This window comes from Lentzea sp. NPDC020367, from assembly GCF_044387305.1.
In the GTDB taxonomy this organism is placed as follows: domain Bacteria; phylum Actinomycetota; class Actinomycetes; order Mycobacteriales; family Pseudonocardiaceae; genus Lentzea.
Window position 1 is genome coordinate 1 of the sequence record NZ_JBIRVV010000016.1, and the last position, 17,549, is coordinate 17,549.

Genomic DNA, 17,549 nt, shown 5'->3' on the forward strand with positions numbered 1-17,549 from the left:
CCTTCAGCATCGACACAGCTTCACCGAACATCGGGCCTTTCCACCTCCTCTCGCCACGGCGGCTTGACTTTCAAAAACCTGAGATGTCTTTCTGCTTCTCGGTGGGGGTGGGTACGGGTGCGGCGTGCCGGTCGCCCCCGAGCGGCGGTCCGCCGCACCCGCGGCTGGGGTCAGCGCAGGAGCACCGCCGTGCCGGCGGGCACCTCACGCAGGGCGTCGCGCACACCGGGGGGAGTGGGGACACAGCCAGCGGCGTCGACCTCGCCCAGCGGGGACGCCGCGGGCAAGCCCGGCACCGTGATCCCGCCCATCGGGCCCGTGCAGAGCTGGTCGGCGTCGAGGTGGAACGGCCACAGCACTTGCAGCAGCCACGGCAGTGCGTCGACCGGGCCGGCGGCGACGAAGCTGCGGCCGCCGGTGCGGGCGGCTACGGCGACCGATGCCGGTGTGCCGGTGAGGGCCGAGGCCGCTGTGGTGCCGTGGCCGAGCTCGGCGAGGACGGTGACCTTGCCGGTAGCGGTGTCGATCTCTACCCGCCGGTCACCGTGCGCGAGTTCGACCTGTGGCCGCAGGTGGACCCAGCCGACCGCCGCCGCGCCGTTGGGATGCGGCCGCGAGGGCAGCATCACCAGAGCCCAGCCCGGCCTGCGCTCCAGTACCGGGGTCCACGTCGGGGTGAGGAGCTGCCGGGGCGGCAGCACCGCGAACGCGCACCCGCCGGGCTCGGCATACACCGGGGTGTCGACGGTGGGGTGCAACACGACCGTGCCCGGATCGGCACCGGGTGCCGGATCGACCGGCGCGCCCGTCAAGGCTTCGCCGACGGCCGCGCGCGGCAGCGCCGCCAGCTCCGCGTCGCTCATCGCTCGCGGTGCGGCCGCGTCCAGTTGCGCGGCGGCGGGCAGTCGGTCCCGCATCGGCGGTGCCGGGGTGGCTGTCACCGTCACGGTCTGCGGTGTGGGCGCCGCACCGGTGCGAGTGTTGTCGTGCAAGCGCAGCAGCAGCGTCACGAGCACGATCAGGATCGCGGCCAGCAGCACCGTCACCAGCACACCGGGCCGGCGCCAGTCCACGAGCCGCAAGAGCACGGCGTGGCGGAACAGCGCTGCGGGGGTGAGCGGCGAGAGCGGCTGCGTCTTCTCCGTGTCGGTCTCCGGCCCGGCGGTCAGCTGCGCGGTGCTCGCGCCGACGACGGCCACCTGGTCGGACAGCGGCACGATGACGACGTCGTCGCCCAGGCGCGCGCTCACGGCGTCTTCCCGGCGATGACCTCGCCGACGTGCTTGACGATCGAGCAGGTGTCGATGCCGAAGCGGCCGTTGGTGATCGCGATCGCGGCGGTGCCGTTGGCCAGCGGGATGATCCCGGTGCACAGCGGCTCGTTGCTCGACTTGTTGGTCCCGGAGATGATCAGCCCGGTCTTGCCGCCGAAGGTGTGCAGCTGCGAACCAGGCTGATCGGCCTGCGCGGTCTTCATCTCACCGGGCTTCGCCCAGACCACCAGCGCGAAGAAGTTCTTCAGCTGCCCGCGCTTCTCGGGCGACGCCGTAAGGTCCGACACCGCGCCGTTGTCATACCTGCAACCGGTACGGAACACATCGTTCGCACCCGGCGCGCGCAACCGGGGCTTGATGTCCTTGTCCGGCCTCACCTCCGCGGGGAAGGCCTGCCAGCCGAGTGCGCACGGGTCGTACGGGGCGCCGACTGTCTTGGCATCCACACGCGGGTCGAGGTCACCCAAGGTGATCTGCTTGGGCTTGTCCTGCGCGGCCACCGTGGCGGTGGCGTGGGCGATGGGCAGGGTGGTGAGGCTGGCCGCGGCGGCGAGCGTGAGCACGCCGCGCGTCAGGTTCCTGATGGTCGTCATGATCTTGTCCCCCGACAAGGATGCGTTGAGGCTTATGGGAAAAGGACTGTGAGCAGTTCGGCGATCAGCGGGTCACGCATGCTGTCCAGACGGGCCCGGTCCACCGGGGCGTCGACCTTGCTGCCGCGTGGAGGCCGCAGGCTCTGCCGGATCCGCAGCGCGCCGGGCTTCTCCTTGTCGCCCAGCGCCGCGACGGAGAGCTCTTCCTTGTCGCGGCCTTGCCCGTTCGCGTCGTCTGGATCGCCGACGCGCATCACGGGCCTGCCCGCGATGGACAGCTCGGTGACCTTCGCCGCGGTATCCGGCCTGGACTGCAAAATGGACAGATCGCGAGCCAGGGATTCCTTGGTCGACAAGAAGATCTCGACTTCGAGGACGGACTCGTACTTGCCGTCCGCGCTCTTCTTGTTGTCATCGGAACTGATCGTGCACGTCGGGCTACGCGGGCCGTCGGCGATGACCCGGTAGTGGCCGGTGCCCAGGAAACGGTCCAGCACTTCACCTGACAACGCCGAGCACAGCATCTGCGCCGCGGCGACCGGATCCTCCTCGGCGATGCGCAGCAAGTCCTGGCCGGTTTTCGGCCTGATGTCCGTCCACTCCTGGCAGACCTCGGGTTCGTTGCTGCGCGCGCACGTCCCGGTCGGTGTGCCGCTGCTGGGTACGGACTCCGGCCTCGCGGCGCCGGGCACGACGGTGCTGCACCCGCCCAGCGCCGTGGCCGCCAGCGCGGTCGCCGCGAGAACCAGGGTGAGACGGCGGGCGTTCATCGCTTGCCCACCTTCGACAGCACCTTCTCCGCCGCCTGCTGCGCGACGTCGCAGGTCGCTGTGGACATGCGGATCTGCTGGTACAGCACGCCGCCCTCGGTGGCGCGGTTGTCCTGCACGATGCTGGTGTCCGGGTCGTAGACGATGTAGCTGGTGCAGCCCGAACGACCCTGGAAGATCACCGTCTTGTAGCCGGCGACCGTCACCTCACGGGCGCTCTGATCGCCCGGCTTGACCAGCGCCGACGGGTCGTCATCGACCATGAGCGTGATGCCGACCTCGTTGCGGCCCACACCCTTGTCGCGTGAGGGCGGCCCGGGGTTGAGCGGCCTCGCGGTGCACGCGAACGGCCCTGACGGCTGCAACACCGCGTCCTTGCCGTACAGCTCCAGCGCACCCGACGCCACCGTGCACGGATCGAGCTTCGCCAGCGTCAGCTCCGGCGTCGTGCGCCCGGAACCGCGCTTGGGCAAGTCCTTCCACAGCGGAGCGAGCTTGCTCGCGTACTCCTTGGCCAGCTGGCAGCTGGTCTTGGCCGGCTTGTCCTCCCCGGTGCCCGACGGGCTGGTGCGCAGCACGATCGCCCGGTCGGCGTCGAGCGGCTTGGCCAGCGTGCACGTCCGCTCGTCCTCGGAGACGAACACCTCCACGCCGCCGATGGTCTCCGGGGCGGCATCCTTGCGCTGCGACGCGTCGAAGGCCTCGCCGACCTCCAGATAGATCGTCCAGCTGGCCCTGAACTCACCCTTGTGGGTGCGCAGCACGCATTCCTGCATGCCGTCCTGCGACGGCACGAGCTCATCGAGTTCGTCACCGGTGACTTCCTTCGCGGCGTCCGGATCATGCAGACCGCACGCGTCGATCGCCCTGTAGCCCGCCGCGGCCTCGGCAAGTGCGCGGTACTCCTGCGGAATCGCTTCCTCGATCTTCGCCGGTTGAGCTTCCCCAGCGCCCTCGGGAGCGCTGGGGGCGTCCTCGGTGCACGCGGAGGCCAGCAGCGCCGTGCCGAGCACCAGCACGAGGGTGAAACGCTGTCGTAGAGCCATGTTCGTGATCCCCCTGATCCGAACGGGATGTGCCCGGTGGCACGAGAGACTGATGGGAGTGGAAGTCAGGGCCGGTCAGCGGCGCAGCAGCCGAACGGCCCGGGAGAACTGCAAACCAGCCGTGCGCAGGCCGGTGATCCAGGCCGGGCTGAGCGGCTGGTCGGTGCCAGCTCGCGTCCGGACGGTCACGTCAACCGCGCCGAATCCGGTCGCGTGCAATCCGGTGGCGGCGTGCGCGTCGACGGCGACCGCAACCAGCGTCGGTGACTCCGCCCCGCCGGTGCGGGGGGAGACCTGCGCGGAGGTAGTGCCGGACAGCACGGTCAGCGTCATCGCCGAGACGACGGTCGCGGTGGCCAGCAATCGGGTGACGATCCTGCGAGCGATCAATGGTCCTGCTCCAGATCCGAGAAGAGCCGGTACGAGCCGGGAGGGGCGGCCGCGCCGCCCGCGCTTGCGGGTCCGCCCTGGGGGTGCGGAGACGGGCGACGCGGCCCTGGGGATCAGTCCCTTGTGGACTGATGCTGGTGGGTCACTTGGCGAATGCGGTCAGGAATCCCGCGGCCGGGGTACCGACGCCGGTGACGTTGTCCCAGCCCGTGCCGCTCTGCAGCGACTGCGGCTTGCCGTCGAATTCGGCCAGGTAGGAGCCTTGGTTGCCGGGGACGTCGACGTGGCCGTAGGTGACCATGTACGGCGTCCAGACACCGGCCGCGACTGGTTTGACATCGGTCATGCCGGCCTTGCCCGCCATCTGGTACAGCGCGCCGTTGAGGAACCCGAACCGCTCGACGCCCTGGGCCTGCTGGGCGTCCGCGACGAGCGCCGCGATGATCGGCGCGGCCGCGGACGTGCCGCCGGAGGGGTACTCGATGTAGCCGTCCGGGGTGGTGAAGCCGACGCCGATGCCGGTGTAGGCGTCCGCGAGCGCGGAGACGTCCGGCAGCATGCGACGTCCGGTGCCCGGTGCGACGCCCTTCTGGTAGTCGGGCTGCTCGTACAGCGAGCTCGCGCCGCCGCCCGCGCCGCCGGCGAACTTGCCGTCGACGCCCTGCTGCGGCGTCCAGTTCTGGCCGGACTGGGTGTACCCGGAGATCTCCCAGCCGGTCTGGAACTTGACCTTGTTGTTGCTGTCCACGGCGACCGACGTGCCGCCGACCGCGGTCACCCACGGGTGCGAGGCCGGGAAGTCGGTGGCGGCGCGGCGCACGTCCGGGTTGCCGGCGTTGTCGCCCGCGTCGCCGGAGGACACGGTGATGGCCTGGCCCTGGATAGCGGCCTGCAGCGCGATGCTGTCCATCTGCTGCCGCACCGCGGCGGGCTGGTTCTCACCCGAGGCGCCCCACGAGTTCGACAGCACGCTGGCCTTGTTGTCCTGCACGGCCTTGTTCAGCGCGTCGTAGAGCGTCCGGCAGCTCGACGCCCCGTAGTAGATGATCTTCGCAGCAGGGGCGATGGTGTGGATCGCCTGCACGTCGAGCGCCTGTTCGCCCGCCCACGACTCGGGGATGCACTGCTGGATGTCGTCCCAGCGGCTGGCGAGCACCGCCGAGTACTGGCCTGCCGTCAGCTGCGGGGACCCGAACGTTGCGGCGGCGCGGTTGGTGTCGGACACGATCGGCTCGTGGTTGTAGGCGCCGATGATCGCGACCGTTTGGCCGGCACCGGTGTTGCCCCCGCCCAGGCCGTAGATGCCCCGCATCTGCGCGGTGTCGTAGCCGCACAGCGCGTTGGACTGCAGGTCGCCGGCGAACTTCCGCGGGACTGCGGTGTTGACTGACTCGCCCCAGTACAGCGCGCAGCTGTTCGGGTCGCCCGCGGCCTTGACGTCGGCGCGCGGCCGGGCCGGTGCGCCATTGGGCGTGCGCATCGCCACCTGCTTCGGGGCGATCGTGCGTTCGCTGTCGTCCAGGCCCAGCACCGCCTCCACCGCGCCGCGCAGCTCGCGCGGCACCGACACGGAGGACTCCGGCGCAGCCAACTCCAGCGCACCGGCCTTCGTCGAGAGCTTGAACTTGCTCAGTCGCACCCGGAACGCCGACTCCAGTACCGAGACCTTGCCCTCGACGGTCACGAAGTGCCGGTTGCCCGACACCTCCGACACCGTCAGGTTCTGGCCGCGCAACCAGCCGGTCACCCGATCCACAGTGGACTGCGCGGGCGCGAAGCGGTCCACGAACTGCTGCGAGGACAGGAACTTGCGATGCGACGGGCTGCCGGGCATGGACACCGCCTTGGCCAGCGCCTCGGCGCCGCGCCGATCTTTGAGCGTCAACGCGATCCGTACGCGACGGACCTCGTCACCGGCGACTTCGCCGACCTTCGCCGCTGGGGTGGCCCAGCTCGGCGTGTTGCCCTCGATCGCCGCGCGGTCGCCGGCCAGGCTCGGGTCCGCCTGAGCGGCGGATGTCCCAAGGATCCCGACCAGTGCCGCGCAGCCGACGAGTGCCGATGCGCGGGATGGACGTACTGCCATGTTCAAAGCCCCCGAATTCATAGCTTCACCCGGACTCGGCCGGGTATGACGGCAATCTCAATGTCATTAGTGAAATGCGTGCGGAACGAGGCGACTGGCTTGTGTCTAGGAATGTGAACCCGTCGCGATGGCGAAGTCGTCTTGCGTGAGATCAGGACCTTCGACCATGCTCGTGACCTGCCCAGATGTGCTGGTAGCTCCTAGGCTGCAATGCGGTGATCGCAGATGTCAACGTGTTCCGGAGTATTTCTTGTCTTATTTATTCGACCAGTTTTAGGGCATTGCAGGGTGCCCGAACCCAACGACAAACGGGTCTCGGTGATCGTGTTGATGTTATTTTCTAGCTGTTCATGGCGGTTACCTTTTCCGCGACGAATGTGGGGCCGAGATGACAGGGCGAGGTGCCGCGTTCAGGCACGTACCCGGTCACGCGCACCCGTTGTGCCCGTGGCTGCTCACCCATGCGGGCCCGGTGCTCGTTGTCCAGCACGACGCTGCCGGACAACTGAAAACGCTGACCGGCCTCGGTGACCAGTGAGATGCATCCTGGCCGGCCCGTCAGCCAGGTGGCCTCACCTTCGACCGTGGCCTGAGGGCTCCGCGACTCCGGTGGAGGGATCTGCACGGACAGAACGATTTCGGATGTTGGAGTAGATGGCTGCACTGAACCGGACCGTGCCGAGCAGCCGACGGACGCAGCCATGGTGATACCGATGGCGACGGCCAGTTGCCGCATGGTCATCCCAGTTCTCCCGCCTCGGTCGCGTGGGCTCGTGACTCCTGGGCGTCGGAGCGCGGTGCGTTCTCGAGTGCTGCGCAGGCTCCGTTCGGCGTGCACGACTCCCGCCGCCAAGATCAATGAGTTCGGTTCGCGCATTCGCGGCAGCAGGCCATCCAGAATCGTGTGAGCGTGCTGCGCTTCGAAATCTTTGCCCAGCAGCCATACCTCTTGGGGCAGATAGCCGCAGTGCCGTGACGCGTAGACCTCGCCGGTGCGGGGGATGAACCCGATCCTCCACGGCCCAGCGCGGTCCATCGGCTGGCTGTAGGGGCCGTCATCGTCGCCGTCGCGACGCCAACCTTCGCCGTAGATGTCCCCGGCGACGCGTGCGCTCGCCCAGCCTCTCTCCAGGCGACGTGAGTCCGCGGTGACGAAGCTGTCCTCTGGCCCGAACGCGACGACGCTCGGAGGTACGTCCGGGGAGCGCTGCCAGCCCGCGGCGGATTCTCGCAACAGGCCGGACGGCGCGTCGAGACCGATGACGAACTGTCGCAAGGTGTCCCGAGCGCTGACAGCTGCGTCGAGCGACTGGCGCAGGTCCGCTTGCCTCGCGATCTCGCTCGACCGTGATGTCTTCGCGCCTAGCCGACGGAACCAAGCGACCGGGCTCCAACTGCGTCCCGCGTCCGCGATCTTCCGGTGAGAGTCGGCGATGGAGCGCTCGACATGGTTGGTGCGGGACGTCAGTGTGGCAACGATGGCGCGGAGCTTGCCTTCGAGCCCGACGAGATCCTCAGCTGGATCAGCCGTGGTCACGTTCTGCAGGTGTGCAATCAGTGCAGGCGGTACAGGATCTGATCGCATGCCCAGCACGACTGCAAGCCCTGCGCTGCTGTGTGCCCAGCGCAGTTGATTTTTCGGCAACGCAATCCTCCCCCAGGGCGTTGAGATGTCGGTCGCGGCACCGTCAAACGCCTATCGGGCGATTGCGATGCGGTGGTCGGCGGCCGAGCAGCGGATCCCTCCCAGGTCCGCCGCTCGGCCACCGCCTCGCCGACGTTGGTGAACCGGCGGCGAGGGTTTGGCGCACATCGAGTCGTGAGTGAGGTCGTGGTGTGACGAACCGCGGCCGTTGAGTGCATGATCTGCTTGCTTGGCGGCATCGTCCGCGCACTCATCCCACTCACCCCCAAGGTGCACGTCGGAACGGAAGCGGAGCAGTGGCGTAAGTGAGACCGTTTGTCACCGATTGCTCGGAGCGAGAATGAAATCTAATGGACTCACGACTGGTTCTTGCTCAGTTGGTCCGCAACTCGTTGAGGCAAACACTATTGGAACTATTTCAGTTGTCAATGCGTAGTTGTTGGGATGGTTCGAGTCAGTTTTCCCGTATCAATGAATATGTCTACGTGGTTACCCGTAGGCGAGTCCTCGTGGGCCCGTAGGCGTGTGCTTCGAGGTAGCTTGAGCTGCGTAGATGGCTGCCGGAAAGGCTGTACCTCTAGACTTTCGTGCGTGCGGAAGTGACTTCTTTGTGGTGGGGCTTGCGTGTTCTTCGCTGTCGCGTGCTCGTGTCGGCCAAGTGCTCGACGGTCGTGCGGCGCGTGCATCTAAGGGTTTCGCATCAGGCCGCTACGGGTGAGGTGTCCGGGAGAACGCGGGCGCCATCGAATTATATTTGGCGCCATTTGATCGGTGCGCTTGGCGTTGCCGCCGCGTGAGCGGTGCTGCACGGTTCCGCAGGCGATGCGTGATGTCAGGCAGACGTGCCGAGCGGTTCGAGGAACCAGGCTATGAGCTCGTTCTTGCTGCTGATGTCGAGCTTGCGCTTGGCGTTGCGGACGTGGACCTCGACTGTGCGATCAGAGATGTCGAGCTCGTCCCCGATCTCCGCGTAACGTTTGCCCAGCGCGACGTACTCGACGATTTCGCGTTCCTTCGCGGTCAGGAGATCTTCGCCGGCCCGCGTGCGGTGCATGTCCTGCGGCGGTGTCAACGCCAGAGCCAGTCCGTCCTCAACGGACAGTGCTTCCCCGTCCGCGATCGCCTGATCGAACCGGTCGGCGCCGATCATGTGGCGGCCGTGCTCCCGGACCTGACGGTCCACGCGCAGGAACGGCTGCATGTTGTGCACGCGCGTCGAGGAGTCCTGCTGGACGGTGTTCACGACGCCGAGAACCCGGCCTGCGAGCTCGTGATCGCCGATCTTCGCGGCGGCGACCGCGATCAGCCAGGTGCTCCACGTCGGGCCCCAGGTGTCGCCGATCCGGCGCTGTGTGCGGAGCGCGTCCTGTGCGAGTGTGACGGCGCGTTTCGCGCTGCCGTGGACGAACTCGGTCAGGCCGCGAGTCCACATCGCCCAGGACATGGACCAGCGTGCGTCGGCAGCGGTTGCCAGGGACATCAGGCGATCACACAGCAGAAATGCCTGCTCTCGCTCACCCAAGAACGCGACCGCCATCGCCCTGAACAGGGTGGCCATGTAGGTGTCACCGGCGTTGCCTTCACGCTGAAATGCCGCCTCCGCGCGTTCCAACGCAGGCAGAGCCTCCCGGGCTTTCGTCGTATCGCGTTCACACAGGAAGATCGACGTTGCCGACGCGTACAGCAGCGGCGTGATCGTCTCCCGCACGCCGAGTGCGGCCGCGTCCCGTTCAGCCTGTTCGAGAAGCGGCCTGGCCAGGTCATGATGCCCTTGGAGCAACGCAATCCACGCGAGAACTGAAGCAGCCGCGATGTGGACAGGCTCTGGCGGCGGGCTGGCGCTTTGAACAGCTAGCTTCAGCATCCTACGAGCGTCGTTGATCTGACCGGCGAAGATGTGGCATCGCGTTCGCGTCAGGTTGATCGCCAGTTCGAGTCCGCGCGGACGCTGGTCAAGGTGCGTGAGGTAATGCCGTTGCGCAGAACGCAGGTTCGGGAGTTCCGCGCGCAAGCGATACATCCACTCGACTTCGCCGTGTTCGAGCCATGACTGGGCGCCCTGTCGCGCGAGTTCACCGAAGTAGTCGGCGTGATCTTGGTGCGCCTGTACGGCTGACACGTCCTGCCCGACAGTGTGGTGTGTGTCGGTGTCGAGCAGTTCTTGCCCGTATTGCCGGATCACGTAAAGCATCCGGTAGCGGGTGAAGCCGTCCCGGTGGGTGACGCGCAGCAGCGATTTGCGGACCAGCTGAGAGAGCAACGGCTGAACTTGTGCACGGCCGATGTTCTGACCGCCGCACACCGCTTGTGCCGCGTCGAGGTCAAACCCGGCTTCGAACACCGTCATCAGTGCCCACATGCGCTGCTCATCACGGTCGAGCAGCTTCTGCGACAAGTCCAGCATCGTCCGCAGCGTGCGGTGGTGGGCCTCCTGTGAGGGGCCGTCCACAAGGAGCTCAAGCAGGTCAGGATGCTCGACGATCGAGTGCAGGCTCATGACATCGAGTTGGCCGGCGGCGAGCTCAATTGCCAGCGGAAGGCCGTCGAGTACTCTGCACAGCCTGTTGGCCAGAGGAAAAGCGGATTCGGCGATCTCGACGCCGGCTGCGCGGGCACGCACGATGAGCAGCCGCAGGGCTTCGTGCACGACGTTGAGTGCGCTGGGGTCGGAAGACTCCTCTGAGCCCGTGCACAACGGAGGAACCTGCAGCAGATGCTCCCCTTCGACACCGAGCCGGATCTGGCTGGTCGCCAGCACCCTCAGGCCTGGAGCGGCCAGGAGAAGCCTGCGTAGCAGTTTCGGGACGGGCCCGCTGCCAGGACGGTGCCCGACCAGATGCTCGCAGTTGTCGAGTAGCAATAGCGCCTGGCGTGACCGCAGGTAGTCGATGAGGAGATCTTCAGCCGGCGCCGGCGAGTTCTCTCGAAGCCCGAACGCCTGCGCGATCATCGGCGCAAGCCGGTCCTCGCCGTCGCGAAGGTCAGCGAGATGCACCCGGCCGTACTCAACAGAGCGACCTGTGGCCACCGCGTTGAAGAGGCGCTCGGCCACTCTGGTCTTGCCCACACCACCAGGCCCGATGAATGTCAGCACCCGAGCCGACTCGAAGCACTGCGAGGCTTCCTGCAGAAGGCTTTCGCGCCCGATCAGACTGGTGAGCTCGCCGGCCACCAGGGTCTCGTCCGCCGTGACAGACCGGCGCGGAGCAGGAACGGCGTAGCCTGCGTCGAGTTCCTCATCGGAGAGCGGCCGCTCGGTAGTCATTGTTCTCCCAGACACGTGGTGCGTTCCGCGTCGTGCCGGTGTGAGCTCCGTTAGGTGTCGGGCCGCCAACTTGACGGTCCGACACCTAACGGAGCTCATGCTGACACTCAGGGCGGCGGGCTGTTCGGCTCTAGAGCCGAGGCCTGCGGCACGGTCGCGGATTACATGTTCGCTCTCTCGCTGTCAGGGAGACATGTTGACGGGACTATGTCGGAATTCGGCCGGCCTCCCCGCTGACCGAATCCCGCATGTCGCCCACGTCTTCCCAGCCAGGTCCTTCAACTAGAAATCACTATTCGTAGCCGAACTTCTACTCTGGATCATTGGATGGATCGGACACAACCGTAGAACCCCTGACTCGGCTACCCGTCTTCGTCCGATGCGCGCGCACGCCTGGTGAGGTGGGTCAACCCGCAGTACGTAGTTGCTTCAGTAGGCCCTACTGAAGCAACTACTGAAGACAGCCCGCGTTCGGCCCTGCACGATGCAGGAACGCCTGTGATCACTCACGTGGTCAACGGGTACTGGGGAAGACTTCACGACACACGACAGGAGTAGCGCGGGCATGGCGCCACTGGACACGAGCACCCTTGTCACAAATCAGCCTGGGTACGGCAACCACGCGGCAGAGCGTTCGCTGACCGCGGTCAGGAAGGTGCATCTGACGCACGTACCGAGGGGATTGCGGATCTATGTGTTCACCGTCGATGTCGAAGAAGCGAAGGAGCTGCTCGCCGATCCCCGGCTCAGCAAGAAGTCCGCGCTGCTGAAGGACGTGATCCGAGCTCAGCTCGCTGAGGCCGGTCAGGAAGCCGACGAAGTGCAGCTGTCCGGAATGTTCGGGCCGTCGATGATGTACTCGGACGGCGAGGATCACACCCGGCTGCGACGCCTGGTGTCGAAGAGCTTCAACGCGGCACAGGTGAACCGGTTACAGCCGCTGATTGAGAAGCTGACCGGCGAGCTGCTGGCTGAGCTTCCCACTGGTGTGCCGCTCGATCTGGTCGATGAGCTCGCGTACAAACTGCCGATCACGGTCGTGTGCGAGCTTCTCGGCCTGCCTGTCGAAGACCGCGAACGGGTCCACGAGTGGAGCTCTGCCCTTGTGCTCGACGACCCTCAGCAGACGATGCCCGCGTCGGATGCGATGGAGGCGTATCTCGTTCAGCAGATCGCCCGCGTTCGAGCGGCGCCCGACGACGGCCTGATCTCGGGGCTGGTCCACGCCAGCGTCGATGGCGACGTGCTGACCGCAGACGAGCTGATGGCTCAGTTGTTCTTGCTGGTGGTGGGTGGGCACGAAACGACCGCGGGCCTGATCGCCAACGCCATGTACGCGCTTCTGGTTCAGCCCACCCGGTGGCGCAGCCTGGTCGAAGACCCGACCTTGGCCCGCGCCGCGGTCGACGAGACACTGCGTTACGACGCGCCGACAAGGAACACGACCCACCGGGTCACCCTCGAGGCGATGAGGATCGACGACATCCTTGTTCCGGAGAAAGCGATCGTCTTCGTGTCGCTCAGCGCCGCTGGACGTCATCCCGGCACCACCGTTGATCGCCCTGACGAGTTCGATCTGCACCGCACCGACCGTCGGCACCTCGCCTTCGGCCACGGACCTCACAACTGCCTCGGCCGGAATCTCGCCCACCTCCAAGGCGTGACCGCGTTGACCGAGACCGCCAAGCGGTTCCCGAACGCGCGGCTGCTCGACCCCATGCCACCGCGGATGGACGCCTCGATCGTCGGCGGCGTTTCCAAGCTGCAGGTGGTACTGGAGTAGGCGCGTCGGCAAGCATTCACCTCGCGGTCAGTCCTGCTTGTACTCGTGGACCCATGTGGTCATCGCAACCCGAGATCCATGGGGCAGGCGGAGAACGCGATAACCGGCGTGCACGTGGCTCTCGATGGTGCGGTGGGACAGACCGAGTTCGTTCCCGATCTGCCGGTCCGTCATGCCTTGCGCCACCATCTGTGCGACCACCCACTGCCTCTCGGTCCAACCAGGCGGCGTGTCGTCCGACGCCGCCGAGCCTGACTGCGTCGCACGCTTGGGAAGAACTCCGTCGAGGGCGATAGCCACCGCCTCGTCCATGTCCTGCACCAACTCGCCGATCCTGAACGCTTCCTCGTACTTCTCCTCGGACAACTGGTTCTTCAAGCGCGCGATGGCCTCATCCCGAAACCGCGTGTGGGGAACGTGTGTGCTGATGCTGATGCCTGTGAGCTGCTCGAGTTCGTATGAGGCGCCCACGAGACTCACGGCCAGGCGCGCGTTCTCCACTGTCAGTTGGGGCTGCTTGGACAGCGCCCATGCCAACACGGGTACACCGAAAGCCGGGCCCCAGCTGTCTTCCAAGGCCCGCTGTTGCCGCAGGCTCTCGATCACCGCCTCGGTGCCGCGCTCAAGGTCGCCGGCGCGGATCTGCGCGATCCCGACCGCCCACACCCCCCAACTGGTCGCCCAGGGTGCGCCGGCCCTTTCGCACTCCGTCAGGAAATGCCGGGCGAGCCGCAAGGCCTCCTCACGCCCTGCCGGGGTGTCCTCGTCGTCCAACAACAGTGCGGCGCTGAGCGCGACCAGCATCAGCGCCATGTTCCGATCACCAGCGAAGGACTCGCCGAGCTCGTCGAGTTCGGCGACCGCCTGCTCGAAGACGGGAATCACCTTGTCAGTCGTGCCGTCGTTGAAGTGCATGTAGCAGCCTTGAATGAAGGTCAAGGCCGGCGTCGGTTCATCCAGTTGTTCAGCGATCTCAGCTGCCCTGCCGATCGCTGCAGCCACCTCGTCAGGATCGGCTCCCGTGCAGCGCGCGACGAACGCGTCCATCGCGAGCGCACCCACGTAGAGCGACGAGATCCTCTGTCCGGGAGGCACGGCGTTGATTGCGTCTTGCAGCCAAAGCCGGGCTTCGTCGAGCTTGCCCGTGAAGAAGAAAAAGCGACAGCGGCTGAGGCTTACCGCGATGACGAGTGCGATCTCGGCCGTCTCCGGCGACCTCGTGGCTGTCTCCATGACTGACCTGAGGTTCACGAGATCGGCGTCCAGACGCCGCATGATGCCAACCTCGTCACGGCCGAACCATTCGTCAGCCGCGGTCATCGCCATCCGAAGGTAGAAGTCGCGGTATCGCTCCTGCAGAACGCCTTCCTCACCCGACTCCCGCAACCTCTCGGCGGCGAACTGATGCATCGGGGTCAGCAACTCGTAGCGATCGTCCGCCTGCGAGCGGATGACCATCGACTTGTGCACCAGGTCAGCCAGCACGACGCTGATCTCCTCGGTGGGCAGTCGTTCATCAGCACAGACCGCCTCGGCTGCCTGAAGTGTGAACCCGCCGGCGAACACGGAGACCCTCGCCCAGAGAAGCTGGCCCTGCGGAGTGCCGAGGTCGTAGCCCCACTGGATCATCAGGTCGTTCGACTGGTGATACCGCAGTCCAGACCGGTTGTTGCGACCGAGCAGCTTCGAGCTCGCCTGCAGCCGGGCTACCAGATCCCTGACGGACATCGACAACAGCTGGGGGACCGCCAGCTCGATCGTCATGGGGATACCGGCGGTCCAGCGGAGCAAGGCCAGCACGTCCGGCCCGTTTTCCGGCGTGAGCTTCCACTCCGGCGCTTTGCTCGCTGCACGGTCGAGCAGCAGTTGCATCGCCTCGGAGTTCTTCGCGATCAGCAGGTTGTTGCTCGTCGGCAGCTCAAGCGGAGGCACCCGCCTGGTCATCTCGCCGGGAATGTCCAGCGGCTCGCGTGACGTGGCCAGCACGTGCAGAGAGGGGGCGCCCTCCAACAGGTCGGCAATCACCGGAGCTAGGTGGTCGACCAGGTGTTCGCAGTTGTCCACGATCAGCAGCAGCTTGCCGTGGTTCATCAGAAGGTCGACCAGCGCGTCTATCGAGTTGGGGATGGCCTGGTCTCGCCCGGTCACCAACCTGGCCAGCTCCGAGATCAACAGGTCCGCTTTCGTCAACGTCCTCAGTTCGACGAGCCGAACATCGTCGAAAAGGTGTTGAGTTCGTCTGGCCAGCTCCAGCGCCAGGGTGGTTTTCCCGGCACCACCTACGCCGGTCAGCGTCAGCTGCCGCATATGAGCGATTGCATCTTGCAGATCCGTCAAAAGACGTTCGCGGCCGATGAACGACGACACCCGAGCCGGTAGTCGCTGTTCCGTCCCGATGTCCCCCCGTTTACCAGGCATTTCATCAACTTACGACACAGGTGGTCTGGTTCGCTGGACATTTGGAGGAGTTCCAAGCTCACCGAACGGGTGATCCAGTGCTGCGACGTCTACGACACGCTGAGAGCGAGCAAGAGCCTGATCGGTGCACTTCAAGTGCTGTACCGATGCGGCCGGGGGTCTCTGAGGTCATGATCGACATCTGACGTTCAGGCTCAGCGTGACCCACGTGGCGAGCCCCTCGGTCAAATGAGCAAGATGGTCACCATGCGCGTATTGCTCCTTGGAGGGTCCTGGTTCCTCGGTGTCGCTCTCGCCACTGCGGCGTTGAAGCGGACGTCGGACGTGACGACATTCCGTCGTGGCCAGTCCGGACAGGACGTAGCAGGCGTACGGCTGGTGCGCGGAGACAAGACCAAGCCTGAAGACTTGAAGCGCCTGGCGGCCGAGGGGCCGTGGGACCTTGTCGTGGACTCGCTCGGATACGTGCCGCGCGAGGTTCTGGCGATGTCGCAGGCGCTTGAACCGGTCGTTGGCCGCTACGTGTTCATCTCGACCGTGTCGGCCTACGAGGGGTGGCCGACCGAGCCCCTGTCGGAGGATTCCGCAGTGCTCGAGTGCCCGCCCGACGCCGGCCCGGACTACGGGTACGACGGCGATCCAGGGCCGTCGATCTACGGGTTCACCAAGGCGGGCAGTGAACGTGCTGTGCTGGAGACCTTCGGGCGAGACCGCACCACGATCATCCGTCCAGGCGTGATTCTCGGGCCGAACGAGTATGTCGGCAGGTTGCCGTGGTGGTTGCGGCGCCTGGAGCGTGGTGGGCGCGTGCTTGCCCCAGGGAATCCGGCCCGCTCTATCCAGCCTGTCGACGTGCGAGATGTCGCGGAGTTCGTACTGCACTGCGGGCTGGACTCGGTCTCGGGGACGTTCAACGTCGCGGGCACGGGAGAGGCGACCTTCGGCTCGTTCGTGAAGGCCTGCGCCGAGGTGACCAAATCAGAGGCCGAGATTGCTTGGGTGGATGACGACTTCCTCGTGCAGCAACAGGTTCCGCAGTGGGTCGGAGTGCCGATGTGGCGAACCTACGCGGGCACCTGGGCAGTCGACGCTTCGCGTGCGCGTGCCAACGGACTTGTGACAAGGCCGCTGGAGGAAACCGTCCGGGACACGTGGCGGCTGCTGCAAAGCGGGCAGATGATCGAGCACGAGCGGGCGCGCGAACTCGGCATCAGTGCCGAACGCGAGCGAGAGCTCTTGCAGGCCTGGGACGACTACCGGCTCTCCTCGCCAGTGGTGATGGACAGCTGATCTGTTCGTTCTTCGACCTCGGCTGTGAACACGAGGATCTGGTCACCGATTCGGCCGGCCTCTACCGAGCCTGCGTACCGCTGAGTGTTCAGGAGGCGGCCGAACTTGCTGAGACGGCGGCTCAACGCCTCGGTCCGCCACTGCGGATCGAGGTCGAACACGGGCAGCAGCGCGTCTTCAGCTCCAGCTAGATCATTTCGCTGAGTCCGAGCGATGCCGAGGTCGATGGTGGCTGCGAGTGCGCCGGCGCTCCATCGCTGGGACTCTGGAGCTGTTGCGAACAGCTCCAGAGCTTCCAATGCGGCAGTCTCAGCTCGCTCTCCATCTCCGAGAGCCACATAGGCGGCACCCGCACAAAGAGCGTGACGAGGCTTGTCGAAGCCGAGTTCGCCGCCGAGGTAGTCCACGAACTCGTCCTGCCCGGCGCGGCCGAGCTCCTCGGCGGCTCGCCCCAGATCCATCATGACCTCCTGCCGCGCACCGACAAGCGCGAGTGCTCGGGCACGGATGGAGTGCAGGCGTACACGTGCGGTGCCTGCTGGAGCCAGCTCAAGGGCCGCGGTGGCGATCTGGACAGCCTTCCGCGGATTGTCGGACCACAGTTCGACGGTGGCTTCGAGAGCTCGGAGCCAAGCAGTCAGGGACTCGTTCTCGACGTTCTCCGCGTACAGATCAGCGGAGTTCAGGAAGCGCCTCGCGACGTCTTCAGCGCCGAGATCCCACGCCGCGACGGACAGCAGGCCGTTCGCGGCGCCGGCGAGCAGATAGAGCTCGGCCTTCTGGGCCACCTTCTCCGTCAGGCTGATCTGTTCGTTCACTTCATCACGCAGGTGGAGAAATTCGCCCAGCATCTCCTCAGGTGCGGTCGTCAGGTAGCTCCGCGCTGCATCCCGCGTGTCCGAGCGAAGGTTCTTGATCGCCTGGGGGTTCACCACGGCCGCTGCCCTCAACGCCTGGCTGGACGATTCACGACCAGCTGTCACAAGTCG

The 17,549-nt window shown here is 66.2% G+C and carries 12 protein-coding genes; 2 read left to right on the top strand and 10 right to left on the bottom strand.

The window, feature by feature from the left end; translation table 11 throughout:
* Positions 1-170: 170 nt before the first annotated feature.
* The 8 genes from ACH413_RS40260 to ACH413_RS40295 all read right to left on the bottom strand — a co-directional run bounded on the left by ACH413_RS40260 (position 171) and on the right by ACH413_RS40295 (position 11,069).
* A complete protein-coding gene (locus ACH413_RS40260) occupies positions 171-1,250 on the bottom strand; it encodes a hypothetical protein (RefSeq protein WP_360046204.1) in 1,080 nt (359 codons plus the stop codon).
* Complete coding sequence (locus tag ACH413_RS40265; protein WP_360046206.1) at positions 1,247-1,867, bottom strand: hypothetical protein; 621 nt, start codon at positions 1,865-1,867, stop codon at positions 1,247-1,249. Before ACH413_RS40265 ends, ACH413_RS40260 begins: the two co-directional genes overlap by 4 nt.
* 32 nt (positions 1,868-1,899) lie before the next feature.
* Positions 1,900-2,637: a hypothetical protein gene (locus tag ACH413_RS40270; RefSeq protein ID WP_360046208.1), complete on the bottom strand. Its 738-nt coding sequence runs from the start codon at positions 2,635-2,637 to the stop codon at positions 1,900-1,902.
* A complete protein-coding gene (locus tag ACH413_RS40275; protein ID WP_360046210.1) occupies positions 2,634-3,683 on the bottom strand; it encodes a DUF3558 family protein in 1,050 nt (349 codons plus the stop codon). The genes ACH413_RS40270 and ACH413_RS40275 overlap by 4 nt, the downstream gene beginning before the upstream one ends.
* Positions 3,684-3,758: 75 nt before the next feature.
* Positions 3,759-4,073, bottom strand: a complete 315-nt coding sequence (locus ACH413_RS40280; protein WP_360046212.1) for a hypothetical protein — start codon at positions 4,071-4,073, stop codon at positions 3,759-3,761.
* Between the two features lie 142 nt (positions 4,074-4,215).
* Positions 4,216-6,159: a S53 family peptidase gene (locus ACH413_RS40285; RefSeq protein WP_360046214.1), complete on the bottom strand. Its 1,944-nt coding sequence runs from the start codon at positions 6,157-6,159 to the stop codon at positions 4,216-4,218.
* 340 nt (positions 6,160-6,499) lie between these two features.
* Positions 6,500-7,804 carry a hypothetical protein gene (locus tag ACH413_RS40290; protein ID WP_360046216.1) on the bottom strand — a complete coding sequence of 435 codons (1,305 nt, stop codon included), beginning with the start codon at positions 7,802-7,804 and terminating at the stop codon, positions 6,500-6,502.
* 832 nt (positions 7,805-8,636) lie between these two features.
* Positions 8,637-11,069, bottom strand: a complete 2,433-nt coding sequence (locus ACH413_RS40295) for a LuxR C-terminal-related transcriptional regulator (protein ID WP_360046218.1) — start codon at positions 11,067-11,069, stop codon at positions 8,637-8,639.
* Between the two features lie 565 nt (positions 11,070-11,634).
* Between ACH413_RS40295 and ACH413_RS40300 the strand changes: the two genes are divergently transcribed.
* Complete coding sequence (locus ACH413_RS40300; protein WP_360046220.1) at positions 11,635-12,852, top strand: cytochrome P450; 1,218 nt, start codon at positions 11,635-11,637, stop codon at positions 12,850-12,852.
* Between the two features lie 27 nt (positions 12,853-12,879).
* On the opposite strand, the gene ACH413_RS40305 is transcribed toward ACH413_RS40300, so the two are convergent.
* Entirely contained in the window at positions 12,880-15,219 is a 2,340-nt protein-coding gene (locus ACH413_RS40305) for a LuxR C-terminal-related transcriptional regulator (RefSeq protein WP_360046222.1), read from the bottom strand.
* Between the two features lie 279 nt (positions 15,220-15,498).
* Here ACH413_RS40305 and ACH413_RS40310 point away from each other — a divergent pair, with 279 nt between their 5' ends.
* A complete protein-coding gene (locus tag ACH413_RS40310) occupies positions 15,499-16,560 on the top strand; it encodes an NAD-dependent epimerase/dehydratase family protein (RefSeq protein ID WP_360046224.1) in 1,062 nt (353 codons plus the stop codon).
* Here ACH413_RS40310 and ACH413_RS40315 read toward each other — a convergent pair.
* A complete protein-coding gene (locus ACH413_RS40315; RefSeq protein ID WP_360046226.1) occupies positions 16,524-17,543 on the bottom strand; it encodes a hypothetical protein in 1,020 nt (339 codons plus the stop codon). The two genes, ACH413_RS40310 and ACH413_RS40315, sit on opposite strands and share 37 nt — an antisense overlap.
* Positions 17,544-17,549: the final 6 nt, after the last annotated feature.